Annotated in this window: 9 protein-coding genes; 7 read left to right on the top strand and 2 right to left on the bottom strand. The window is 32.4% G+C overall.

Annotation, left to right across the window (positions count from 1 at the left end; all coding sequences use genetic code 11):
- Positions 1-77: 77 nt before the first annotated feature.
- From FC57_RS04025 to FC57_RS10610, 4 genes are all read left to right on the top strand, one after another.
- Entirely contained in the window at positions 78-968 is an 891-nt protein-coding gene (locus FC57_RS04025) for a proline iminopeptidase-family hydrolase (RefSeq protein ID WP_007125620.1), read from the top strand.
- A gap of 102 nt (positions 969-1,070) precedes the next feature.
- Entirely contained in the window at positions 1,071-1,940 is an 870-nt protein-coding gene (locus FC57_RS04020; RefSeq protein ID WP_007125621.1) for a hypothetical protein, read from the top strand.
- A gap of 400 nt (positions 1,941-2,340) precedes the next feature.
- Entirely contained in the window at positions 2,341-3,978 is a 1,638-nt protein-coding gene (locus FC57_RS04015) for a type I restriction-modification system subunit M (RefSeq protein WP_040529399.1), read from the top strand.
- Positions 3,971-5,191 carry a restriction endonuclease subunit S gene (locus FC57_RS10610; RefSeq protein WP_007125623.1) on the top strand — a complete coding sequence of 407 codons (1,221 nt, stop codon included), beginning with the start codon at positions 3,971-3,973 and terminating at the stop codon, positions 5,189-5,191. The genes FC57_RS04015 and FC57_RS10610 overlap by 8 nt, the downstream gene beginning before the upstream one ends.
- A 37-nt stretch (positions 5,192-5,228) precedes the next feature.
- On the opposite strand, the gene FC57_RS04005 is transcribed toward FC57_RS10610, so the two are convergent.
- Entirely contained in the window at positions 5,229-6,161 is a 933-nt protein-coding gene (locus FC57_RS04005) for a site-specific integrase (protein WP_007125624.1), read from the bottom strand.
- Positions 6,162-6,225: 64 nt separating this feature from the next.
- The gene (locus FC57_RS04000; RefSeq protein ID WP_007125625.1) at positions 6,226-7,347 is read right to left on the bottom strand and encodes a restriction endonuclease subunit S; all 1,122 of its coding nucleotides are present in this window, start codon (positions 7,345-7,347) and stop codon (positions 6,226-6,228) included.
- Between the two features lie 115 nt (positions 7,348-7,462).
- On the opposite strand from FC57_RS04000, the gene FC57_RS03995 reads away from it, so the two are divergent.
- From FC57_RS03995 to FC57_RS03985, 3 genes are read left to right on the top strand one after another with little or no spacing between them, the layout of a single operon-like run.
- Positions 7,463-10,492, top strand: coding sequence for a type I restriction endonuclease subunit R, EcoR124 family (locus FC57_RS03995; RefSeq protein ID WP_007125626.1), 3,030 nt, complete (start codon positions 7,463-7,465; stop codon positions 10,490-10,492).
- A gap of 42 nt (positions 10,493-10,534) precedes the next feature.
- Positions 10,535-11,347 carry a hypothetical protein gene (locus FC57_RS03990; RefSeq protein ID WP_007125627.1) on the top strand — a complete coding sequence of 271 codons (813 nt, stop codon included), beginning with the start codon at positions 10,535-10,537 and terminating at the stop codon, positions 11,345-11,347.
- A 59-nt stretch (positions 11,348-11,406) separates the two neighbouring features.
- Positions 11,407-13,179 carry a GmrSD restriction endonuclease domain-containing protein gene (locus tag FC57_RS03985; protein ID WP_007125628.1) on the top strand — a complete coding sequence of 591 codons (1,773 nt, stop codon included), beginning with the start codon at positions 11,407-11,409 and terminating at the stop codon, positions 13,177-13,179.
- Positions 13,180-13,434: the final 255 nt, after the last annotated feature.

Raw genomic sequence — 13,434 nt, 5'->3', positions numbered from 1 at the left:
TTTATAGCAAAATAGAAAGCGCATACATAAATTATCCTCTTTAATAAAAGTAAACAGATTGAGTAGGAGGTAATAGCATGTCAGCTGAAACTAAAATTGTAACTTTGCAAGACGATTATCATGTATGGACCAGACGTGAAGGTCAAGGTCTAATTAAAATATTGCTTCTTCATGGTGGTCCTGGTATGACCCATGAATATTTGGAGCCATTTTCTGATTACATTAAGAAACATCCAGAAGTTGAGATTATTTATTATGACCAATTGGGATCCTATTTCTCAGATCAACCAGATGACCCAACGCTTTGGAATATTCCTCGTTTTATTGATGAAATTGAGGAAGTTCGTAAGGCTTGGCATTTGGAACAATTTTACTTATACGGTCAATCATTTGGAGGACTTTTTGCACTTGAATATGCTGCATCACAATATGGCAAGCATGTAAAAGCGTTGATTGATTCTAATATGGTTGATAGTTATCGGGACTATGCAAAATATATCAATAAATATCGTGACACGATGGCTCCTGATGACGTGGCTTATATGAAAAAGATAGAAGCTGCCGGAAAGTATGATGATCTTCATTATGGTGAATTATTGATGAAATTGTATCATCGTTGTATTTGTCGAATTCCGGAGTGGCCAGATGCTGTAAAACGTACATTTAATCATTTAAATGAGCAAGTCTATGTTACTTTGCAAGGACCAACTGAATTCAATATCACTGGTTCATGTAAGGACTGGACTATTCGGGATCGCTTGAAGAAAATATTAGTTCCAACTTTAGTTTTGGGTGCTAAATATGACAGTATGAACCCTGAAGAGATAAAAGCTGTAGCTAAGAGATTACCTAAAGGTGAAGCACATATCTGTCCTAATGGTAGTCACTTCTCAATCTTTGATGATCAGGAAGATTACTTTAATGCAATTACCTCCTTTATTGAAAAAGTTGAGGGAAGAAAAATTTAATACATTTCCATATCTGAGAGCTAGTGAGTTTAGTTCACTGGCTCTTTTTTTGACTAAAAAGTTATAAAATATAATCAAATATATTATAGAAAAGGTAAGAAATTGGAGATTCCTATTAAAATTAGTCAGTTTGCAAAAATGCCTAAACTTTTGCCTTCAAACAAGATAATTAGAAGCAGTGCTTTTACTGCTAAGCAATTAAGCACTACAGGTATGATATCCAAGGATGAGGAGACTATATCTGCAGGTAGTGTAGGAACAATGGTTGATTATTTGACTCGGTCAATCTTATTAGCAGATGATCATGCTTTTGATGTTGCTAATATTCAATTAAAAAAAGATTTTGATCAAGGACTCGTGTCACCAGATGATCTTGTAAAAGTCGTGGATGAAGAGGAACAATTGAAGGAAATAGCAAAAGCTACATCAGAAATTAATGACGTGCCTGATGAAGTATTTAAAATAGCTAGAGATGTTTGTGCTTGGGAAGAAGCATATCGTAGTGGTATGTATGTTAAACCTGAGACTTATCCCGATAGGATTACTATTTCTCATATTAGAGAGATGCTTAAGCGAGTAGAGCATTTTTTTGAAGAGTATGGTTGGCCTACTAAGGATGCATTTATTGCTTCAACTAAAAATAATTGTTTAGCAGGTGAAGGCGATTATCTTCTTAAAGATATTTTGGTAGATTTAAAAGTTTCAAATGCTCAAAGTATGCAAATATACTGGGTTAGACAACTCCTTGTTTACTACACTTTAGGTTTTTATAATCATTTTAACGATGAACAAATTAACTGTTTGATGATCTACAATGCTCGGACTGATACAGTATATTTTGTCAAGATTGCAGATATTGATAAAACTGTGTTTGATTTTATAAATGATACAGCGGAAAAGCAGAGTAAAGAGAATGAACGAGTGCTTAAGTGGTTGGGTATTGAAATTAAAGGCAAAGATAATAGCATGTAAGGCAAGAGCTGACCGAATTAGTTAAGAAATATCGGTTTCACATCTAGTTTTTATTATTGATACAAAAGTATAGAAAAATAGATTAGAGGATTGAGAATAATGAGTAAACATACGGCATGGATAATTATTTTAGTTTGTTAATTGTCATTTTGATAAACATACTACGTATGTTAGGTATTAGACCTTAAATAGAATTAAAAAAACAAAGTAAAGAGAATGAACGAGTACTTAAATTGGTGGGTCTTAAACTAAAGTAATAACGTCAGAGAGAGCTCTGGCGTTATTTGTATGCTCGAATATTTGTTCTTTACTCTGTAATTTTTACAGGTTAAAATATTAAATGAGGTCATCGTTGCTTTTGTATGGAAAGCAACGAAAATTTAGAGGGAATGTAATTTTTATGGCAAACAATACAACAAAAACAGAATTATCCAATGCTTTATTTAGTGCTGCGGATGCATTGCGTTCAAAAATGGATGCAAACGAATATAAGAACTACCTATTGGGAATTGTCTTTTATAAATACCTTTCAGACAAATTACTTTATCACGTTGGTGAAGTGCTTGAAAATAATCCCAATTTATCCTTAGATCAAGCTCAAAAATTATATGAAGATCAATACCGAGATCCAGACTTACAAGATGAATTAAAATATTCTCTTTCTTTTAGTTTAGAACCGAAACATACTTTTACTTATATTCTGAATGAGATTAATGGTGAAGCCAGAGATGAAAAGGGTATCAAAACATTTCAAATTTCAGATTTAGCTGATGCCTTTAATGATATTGAAAGTACAAGTAGTGATTTTGAAGGATTGTTCCAAGATGTTCAACTTTATTCACCAAGATTAGGTGCAAATGCGCAAAAACAAGCTGATACTATTGCAAATGTTATCAAGGCAATTGGAAATCTTGAAATTGTTCACGCACCTGGTGATGTTTTGGGTGATGCATATGAATATTTGATTGGACAATTTGCTTCTGAAACTGGTAAGAAAGCTGGAGAATTCTATACTCCACAAAAAGTGTCAGAATTATTAACTAAGTTGACTTTGGTTAATAAAAACTATCCAAATGGTATGACAGTATATGACCCTGCAATGGGATCAGGTTCCTTACTTTTGAATTTTAGAAAATACATTGAAGATGTAGGTGGCAAAGAAAATGAAGTGATTTATTATGGTCAAGAAATCAATATGTCAACCTTTAATTTGGCAAAAATGAACATGATTTTACACGGAGTTGATTCTTCAAATCAGCATCTTAGAAATGGGGATACATTAGATGAAGATTGGCCTCCACTTTCTCAGACTATGTTTGATTCTGTAGTAATGAATCCACCATATTCACAACATTGGTCCGCAAACAAGGGGTTCTTACAAGATCCTAGATTTAGTCCTTATGGGGTATTAGCACCAAAATCTAAGGCAGATTATGCCTTTTTATTGCATGGCTTGTATCATTTAAAGAACACGGGCACTATGGCTATTGTTCTTCCTCATGGGGTATTATTCCGTGGTGCAGCTGAAGGAAAAATTCGCAAGAAATTACTTGAAAATGGATCAATTGACGCTGTAATTGGATTACCCGCAAACCTGTTCTATAACACAAGCATTCCTACAGTAATTATTGTTCTTAAGAAGGACAAGGAAAATAGAAGTGTCATGTTCATTGATGCTTCAAAGGGATTTGAAAAGAAAAAGAATCAAAATGCACTTCGTGAAGAAGATATTCAAAAGATTTTAGATACCTATAGAAAACGTGAAGATCTCAAACGTTATGCTCATCTGGCTAAATATGATGAGATTGAAGAAAACGACTTCAATTTAAACATTCCACGTTACGTAGATACTTTCGTTCCTGAACCTCCAGTGGATTTAAAGAAAGTAGCATCAGATCTTCATGAGACAAATATTGAGATTGAACAGACTCAAAAAGAATTAGTGGGGATGCTGAAGGAACTTACTTCAGATGATAAAGACGTAATGGAAGGCCTTGAGGCAATCATTAAGGAACTTGGAGGTGAATTGCATGACTAATAATACCAATAGACAGGCGCCAGTTCTGCGTTTCAAAGGCTTTTCTGACGATTGGGAGCAACGAAAATTAAATGATATAGGTAATTTCTATTACGGGAAAAGCGCACCCAAATGGTCAGTGACAAATAATGGAGGTATACCATGTATAAGATATGGTGAACTTTATACTAAATATTCAACAAAAATTGATAAAATACTTTCCTTTACTTCTATCGATAAAGACAAACTGAAATTCAGTAGTGGTCATGAAGTTCTTATCCCACGTGTAGGCGAGGAACCTTTGGATTTTGCTAAACATGCAAGTTGGTTGTCAGTTCCAAATGTGGCTATTGGTGAAATGATTACAGTATTTAATACAAAAGAAGATCCACTCTTTATTGCAAATTACTTACGAGCAAAATATATTGTTAAATTTGCAAAATTTGTAGAAGGAGGCAATGTATCCAATTTATATTTTGATCGATATAAATATACTAATATATTTATTCCAACAAAAAAGGAAGAGAGATCAGTATCTAAGTTAATTTACAAAATTAATAAGCTTATTTCTCTTCAGCAACGAAAAATGAAGGAACTTAATTCTTTAAAACAATCAATCAGTAAGCTTATATTAGAAAATCAAAGTGATAAAATTAGATTTTGTAAATTTAAAGAATCAAATTGGAAAACCTACCAATTTGGGCAATTATATCAAAAGACCAATGATAAGAATAAAAATGTAAATGATAATTTTAAAATCATTTCAGTTGCCGGTATGGATTGGGGGCAGTCTGTTACGAAATCTTCTAAAGAATACATGAAACCATATAATATCACCAAATTAGGAGATATAGTATTTGAAGGACATAAGAATAAGCAACATGAATTCGGAAGATTTATAGAAAACACGTTGGGAACTGGGTTAGTCTCACATATTTTTGATGTGTATAGGCCTAAAAATGAAATCAGTGATTTAAATTTCTGGAAATTCTATATTAATTCAGAAAATATTATGAATAGAGTATTACGCATGTCTACTTCTAGTGCTCGAATGATGAATAATCTAAACAATAAAGACTTAAAGAAACAAAAAATAGTAATACCTGGATATGAAGAAATGAAGAAAATTGGAAATTTATTATTAACATTACAAGAAAATATTGGAAACTCTCAAACGAAATTAATGCTTCTGAGAAATATTGAGAAAGCGCTCCTTCAAGACTTATTTATTTAAAAAGACGATAGCTTTTTAATAAAGCTATCGTCTTTTCTTAGATTAATTGAGATAAGTGATGCAATATTTTATCATTATCTTTATTCTCAAGCTCACGTATAATGTGAATATATGTCTCTTGAGTTGTAGTTGTGTTTGTATGACCTAACCTTTTAGCTACGCTGGCGACAGAAACACCTTCATACAAAAGTAAGGAAGCATGAGTATGACGTAATCCATGAATAGAAATAATTGGTATTTCAGATTGCCTGCAATATGTAGCAAGTTTTTGATTTAGAGTAGAATTGTATATTCTCTGATTCTTCTCAAAAAAGATTGGTGATTTAGGATCTTTCCCATTGATCATAGTTTGAAACTGTTGCATTAGTTGCCAATCAACCATAACCGTTCTGTTAGACGAAGTATTCTTGGTAGGCTGAAAATGTCCTATTTTTTCTTTATAATTCCATGATTTGTTAATAACTAGACTTTGCTTTTCAAAATCAAAATCTTCAGGAGTTAAGGCTAGAGCCTCAGCAAAACGGAGACCTGTCTTTGAAATGAGATAAAAAAACCAATCCCAATTTAATTTGGAATCCAAGTTTAATGATCTTAGTAGAGTCTGAAGATCAAATAAATTTAAATACTTGGTTTTCTTTTCACTAGGTGAACAGCCTTTAATAATAGCTCTTCTAGTTGGATCACTTTTTAACAAGCCATCATCTACTGCATCAAATAAGCTTGCTTTTAAATGATGATGAAAATCTAGTGTAGTAGATTTTTCATGCTGTTTAGCATACAAATTTAATATTTTCTGGTAGCTTTGACGATCAAGTTCATTCATGTGCAAATTAGGTGCCAACTCTTCAAGTCTACGTTGCACAAGATAATACTTATTCAGTGTGACTTGCCTCACTGCATTATCCTTGTACAGATGAATCCAATCGAGATAATATTTGTAAAACAATTTTGTACTATATTTATTTGACATATAAAAACCTCCTTAAATTTAGTCACAGTAACTAATATTTAAGGAGATAATCTTTTTTTCAAGACTAAAAGAACATTTTTTGTAGAAGAAATTTCTTTACTAAATTAAGATATGCAATTTCTTTTCCTGTCTGTTTTACAATTAAACTTACTTTATTGAAAAGTTTGCTAACTCTAATCTGTTCTTTTTCATTTTCGGGAGTTAAAACTGTGATTCGTTTTAAAAGTGGAAATTTTAAATTCCAAGTATCTGATGTCAATCCTTGAGAATTTTTTTGAAAAATAAATTTCATTCTCTCATTTTTAAAATAATAGAAATAGAAGAGAGCATTTTCGTGTTCCTTAGCTCTTATTACAGTATAAGCTGGGCTAACAATGCCATCATATTTAGACACACCACATGCTCCCTGCCACATGCGCATAGAATTATAAGCAATATCACCTATCTTTACCACTTTGTAATTAGATTTATCCGATGAAGAATTGATCTCTCTCTTCATTGAATTAAAAGGAACTACACCTTTAGAAATAGAAACAGTAAGAAGATTTTCTTTACCGTCTCTGATATTTCTCTCTTCAAAAATATCTTTTATTTTTTTATGTTTCCATTTATTTTTATTGAAGATTAGTTTACGATTTTCATTATTATCCGGAAAAATATAATCTTCTAATGCCTGTTTAATTTGCTCCAAATCATTTAATTTTCGTTGCTGAAGAAGGATAAGTTTTTCAACATAAGATAGTAGTATTCCAATTTTTTCTTGTTCTTTTTTAGACGTTGATATTTTTAAAAGTGTATCGAAAAAATCATGTGGAGATATATTTAGCAGTCCATGATTTCTTGCTCCTTCTGCTGCTCTTTTATATATTTCCTTATACCATTTATCCGATTCATAATATATCTCTAAGAATTTCGAATTAATGCCATTAGGTTTAAATGCAATATATAATGATGAAATAACCCCCTTTGGATAACAATTTAAACGTTTTATAGCTCCGTAAGGTGAATCTTTTGAGTAACTTTTGTTGTAAGCAAAATCTCCCTTTCTTAGAAGAATATAATTTTTTAGATTTTTACTAGCAACTTGTTTATTAAAAAAACTATTCTGTTTTACTAAACCGTATTGAGCAGAAATTGTTAAAGGAAGTGTGGATTCCAAACTTTCGTTTTTTCTATTTATACGCATTACAATATCTTTTAATTTTCGTTGCTCCCAAAAAAGAATCCCTAAAAAATACTCACAAAATATGTGGAAAATGAGATAATTTATATAGAAATGTTAAATAAAGAGGAATAGAGAAGTGCAACAAGAATCTGTAATTGAAAATAGCTTAATTGAACAGCTTATCCATGGTAAATCACAATGGACCCTTCGTGAAGATTTAAAAAATGAGGATGATCTTTGGAGTAACTTCTTCAAGATTTTAACCCAGCATAATTTAAATGTATTGAAAGATGTGCCATTAACTGACAATGAAAAAGCAGTCATTAAATCAAAAATCATTCAACCAACATTCTATAAGAGTGCAGAATGGTTAGCTGGTGCCAATGGTGAAGTTAGAGTACAAATTCAAAGAGATAATACTAAATTAGGTATTGCCGATCTTTTAGTACTCAATAACAACGAAATTGCTGGTGGTAATTCTACTTATGAAGTTGTTCATCAAATTCAATTTCATAAACGCAGAGAAATAGATCGCAATCGTCGCTTTGATGTAACGCTTCTTATAAATGGACTTCCTATGATTCATATTGAGTTGAAGAATAGAGCTCACTCGACTAAGGAAGCATTTAATCAAATCCAAAAATACATTGACGAGCAAATGTTTAATGGAATCTTTTCAACTATTCAGATGTTTGTTGTTTCCAACGGAACTTACACCCAATACATTGCTGCAGGTCAACAATTAAGAGAGAAGTTCCTAACTAATTGGGTGGATGAAAATAATAAGCCTGTACAGAATTATCTTGATTTTGCTAAAGACGTATTATCGATTCCAGCTGCTCATCATATGGTCGCTGATTACATTGTTTTGGATAGCGTTCAACATAATATTATTGTTCTTCGTCCGTATCAGATTCATGCTATTCAAGCTATTGAAAGGGCATCTGTCGGTCTATTGGATGGTAAAGAAGTGGCGCCATATTCAGGCTTTGTGTGGCATACTACAGGTTCAGGCAAGACACTAACTTCATATAAAGTTGCTCACAATCTACTTAAAATCCCTTCAATTGAAAAAACAGTATTCTTGATTGATCGAACTGATCTAGATAATCAAACTTCTCAAGCTTTTGAAACTTATGCTCAAAATGATTCTATTGATGTAGAATCTACCGAAAATAGTTATGTTCTTGCTAGAAAACTTACTAGTGCGGACAAAAAGGTAATTGTTACTACTCGTCAGAAGATGCAGGCTCTGTTCAAGCGAATTAAAGAAGATCAGGAACAAAAGCGATTATATAGAAAACTAAAAAATATAAAATTGGCTTTCATCGTTGATGAATGTCATCGCGCGGTTTCTCCAGATCAGAAGAATGAAATTGATGCCTTTTTTGCTAAAGATCCTCTCTGGTACGGTTTCACAGGTACACCGATTTTTGCTGAAAATGCTAGAGAAGCTAAAGGTAGAAATGCTAGAACGACAGAACAGCAGTATGGCAAATGTCTGCATAAATACACCATTAAGGATGCCATTAGAGACAAAGCTGTTTTAGGTTTTCAAGTTGAAGAAACTAGGAACTATGCTCAAGATTCAGAAGATGAATCGGATGCTGATGCCAGAAATAAAGAATATCTTTCGACTTCTCATATGAGGGCTGTAGTAAAGCGAATTTTATCAGATTCTTATCGTAAATTAGGTATCTATAACAAAGAACGTCGTGGTTATAGTTATGATGCAATTTTTACCACTAGTTCAATTAAGCAAGCCCAAAGATATTACCGACTTTTCAGAGATATAGTCAATGGAAATGATAAAGAAATAAAGATTCCTAAACGAATCAAGCAAATTATGCCAGACTTTCCTAAGATTGCCATCACTTATTCTATTGGTGAAAATGGTGATGGGGATGAAGCAAATCAAAATGAAATGAAGCAATCTCTTGAAGATTACAATAAAATGTTTGGCACAAATTACACGATGGCAGAATTAGGATCTTATAATGCAAACGTTAATGATCGACTTGCTCGAAAGAAGAAAGAATTTCAACCTCGTTCTCAACAGTTAGATATAGTTATTGTCGTCGATCGTCTTTTAACCGGATTTGATGCACCTAGTCTTTCAACTTTATTTATTGATAGGCCCCCAATGCCTTATAAAGACTTGATTCAAGCATTTTCTAGAACGAATCGTATTTTTGATAAAGATAAAAGATATGGCCAAATTGTTACTTATCAGTATCCAGAAAAATATAAGGAGAGTATTAATGCTGCCTTGATGCTATATACAGAAGGTAGTAATAGTACTGTTTTAGCTCCTACTTGGCATGAATCAATCGTTAAGTTTGAAAATGCTGAAAAGAAGATTGTTAAATATAGAGATGGAAAAGGTTTGCCAATTACTGAAGCTCCAATTGAACAGCAGAAACAATTCTTAAAGGAATATCAGGATTTTGACAAAACATTAGGTGCTGTTAAAACCTATAATGAATTTAAAGATAGTGATCTAGAAGATAAATATGGCTTAGATACTATGTTTATTGAAGATCTTCACGCGACTTATGAAGTTGTAAAAGAGAATATTAAAAGTGCTTCTGGTGATAATGGGGACGGTGAAGATGCTAATGATGTTTATGATCCAGACTATGAATTGGAAAATGCTGGATCTCAAGAAATCAATTATGCTTATATCGTTCAATTAATTCAGGCTTATATTCCTTCAGACGATGAGGATGATTCTAAGAGAACTAAAACTGAAATTAAAGAAATTGATGATTACATTGATAATCTAGGCAAAAATAATAAGGCTTTAGCTAAGATCATGAATAACTTATGGTTCCAAATTAAAATGGATCCAGAAAAGTTTAGAAACAAACAAGTTAATGAACTCTTGCAAACCATGATTGATGATGCAAGGGAAGACCTTATTAAAAAATTTGCTGCTGAAAATGGTTTAGACATAGATGATCTTAAATTTGTAATCAGACACTATGATCCAGATGCAGATAATCGGCAACAGGCTGGTATCAATTCATTGTTGTCATTTAAGGTATTTAGTGATTTTAGAAAGACACATCCAGATATGAATATGCTTAGTTGGAAGAAAAAAGTTCGTGCTGGACTTCAAGATTTCTATCTAAATCAGATTTCTCCGTTGGATAATAGGGACTAGAAGTTTTAAATGTGAATGTTGAACTTTAGAGGGGATTAAAAAATGAAATATTTGAGAACATTGACCATATTAACTGTAGGAATTTGCTTAACTTCGGTAGTAAGTTTAGAAACTACTCAACCAGTACAAGCTATAAGTAAAAAAGCCGCCGTGAATAAACCTGGTTATAGAAAAGTTCGTATATTGAAGAAAACCTATGTAAGAAAAATTCACTGGAAAAATCCAACGTATAAAAGTACTTTAGGACCTAAGAGATATGTTTCGAAAAATGATGTTGTACGTATTATGAGAACTGGGACTGATTTTGGTTGGTATATGAAAGTGCCTGGCTATGGTGGTGAGTTTACTATTTTGAAACATATGAATGACTATTCTTGGTTTACTCTAAATACCAAGAAACCTAAATCTAAGAAGTATAAAGAGGGATGGAGCGGTAATACATACCAATCTTCTAATGGAACTACATTAAAAGTGAAAAATTTAAAGAGAATTTCTGTCTTCAATTATGACAATGAGACTTCCAAGCCTAATGAAACAGATTTAGTGCTTACTGTAACACTGAAAAATAATGGCAATAAAAAAATCACGCCTAGTCATTGGTTAGAAAGTAACCTTAATATTTATCCTTTGAATAAATCCGATGATAATATGCTGTTTGATGTAACTGATGATCAACTAATTACAGAAGATGATAATTATTCTGATAAGTTTGATGAACGAAAGGATAAATTACCTAAAAATTATTACACTACATTTTGTGTAATTTTAGATGGTGATAAAGATGATGCTAAAGCCAGCACATATACAATTTCAGATTTGGATGATCATAAGTTCAATGTACCCGTACAAATATAGTAAACTTTCCGTTGATGTTGAGTATTAATCAGATAGGATCAGAATGAGAGTAACTACTTATGTCAGATAAACGTTATAGTGTAGATCATGCGAATATTGGAATATTGCTTAATTGGATCGAAGAAAAGAAAATAGGGCTTCCCGAAATGCAAAGACCGTTTGTGTGGAAGTCTACTCAAGTCAGAGATTTAATCGATTCACTTTATCGAGGATATCCAATAGGTTTTATTGTCACCTGGCAGAATCCAGACGCAGATCTGAAAATGGGTGATAAAGGACAAAATAAAGAAATTATCATTGATGGTCAACAAAGAATTACAGCATTGAGTGCTGCATTGAAGGGTAACGAGGTTGTCGATGATAAATATTTAAAGAAACGTATTTATATTGCTTTTAATCCTACTACAGAAGAATTTGCTACTAGAAGTGCAGCAATTGCTAAGGATCCTAAATGGATTTCTGATATTTCGATTTTTAATAAACCTGGCTTAGATGAATTTGACTATGTTATTAATAACGCTGAAAGACTTGGTTTACCTCAAAACAAACTAAGTAAAAAGATTCAAAAATTAAAGGCAATCTCTGAATCGGAAATTGGTGTAATCAAGCTGGATAGTAAATTGCCTATAGATCAAGTAACTGATATTTTCAATCGTATCAATCAAAAGGGGACACGTTTATCATCTGCCGATTTTGCTATGTCTCGCTTGTCTTCTGATATTGTTCACCATGGTAATGATTTAAGAAAAGAGATTGAATACTTTATTCAGATCTATAAAGATAAAGCATTGGCTGCTAATATCAAAAAGATGGATAAAGAATTTGCTGAATCAGATTATTATCGTCATATTGCATGGGCTGAGAATGAAAGTACTAATATTTTTGAGCCCGATTTTGGCGATCTGTTGCATATTTGCTTAGGTATTGGATTTTTACGTGGTAAATTGTCCCAGCTGGTAAGTTTAATCTCTGGACGTGACTTCGAAAAACATACTTATACTGCTGATGCCATGTCTGATTCATATCGGAAGTTTGGGGATGCGGTACAATATGTTCTAAATGAGAGTAATTTTAAGCGATACATACTTTTATTGAAAAGTATGGGTATGGTCGATAAAAGTTATGCTAAGCTTCCAGACTCATATGTTAACTTTGGATATATCTTATACTTGTATTTGAAAAAGAATACTAATTTCAGCAATGATCAGATTGAAAAATATACTAAACAATGGATTTTGATGACTGCCTTAGTTAAACGTTATGTTTCAAGTCCCGAATCTGGTTTTGATAGGGATTTGCGATTGATTTCAGAAAACAATAAAACAAATAGACTGCCAGATTTCTTTGAAGAAACTATCTCTCAGAACTTAACTGACGAATTCTGGAATTTAACTTTGCCTAATAATTTAGTTGCTCAAACTACTCAGTTAACCAATTGGCATATTTTCCAAATGTCACAGATACATGCAAAATCTCATGCATGGCTTGAACGTGACAAATTTACTATGGACACAATCAATGAACAAGGAAATATTCATCATATTTTTCCTAAAGCTTATTTACGTAAGCATGGTTTTAAGCAGGGTGAATATAACCAAGTAGCCAACTATGTTTGGATCACTCAGCCTAGAAATCTGGAGATTGCTGATCGTGCCCCTAAAGATTACATGGCTGATAATGAGACGATCAAATATCATTCTGTTGAGAACGACAAAGAAAATGCTATTCCTACTACTCTAAAAGATTACGATTATCATCAATATTCTCAATTTTTGGACGAACGTAGAAAGTTGATGGCAAAGAATATTAGACAGTTGTTTGAAAGCTTATAAAAAAGCATCCCTCGAGAATCAATTTCTTCTCAGAGGGATGCTTTTCTTATCTAAAAATACCCACCCAAACTCAAAAGGACTTTATTGATGCAGTTTTTAGATGAGCACGAATATGAAATTATCAAGCTTAGGTAACATATAAGAACTAGAAGATATGCCTGTCACATAAACGTAAACTTAGGTGCAAATAATCATATGCTCTTGTAAATAAACTCTAAAATTGTATATTGATTATACGCGTGGTGCTAGTTAAAT

The organism is Lactobacillus ultunensis DSM 16047 (genome assembly GCF_001436305.1).
GTDB lineage: Bacteria > Bacillota > Bacilli > Lactobacillales > Lactobacillaceae > Lactobacillus > Lactobacillus ultunensis.
The sequence above is the reverse complement of the archived record's forward strand: the minus strand, read 5'-3'. Positions and strand labels throughout refer to the sequence as shown.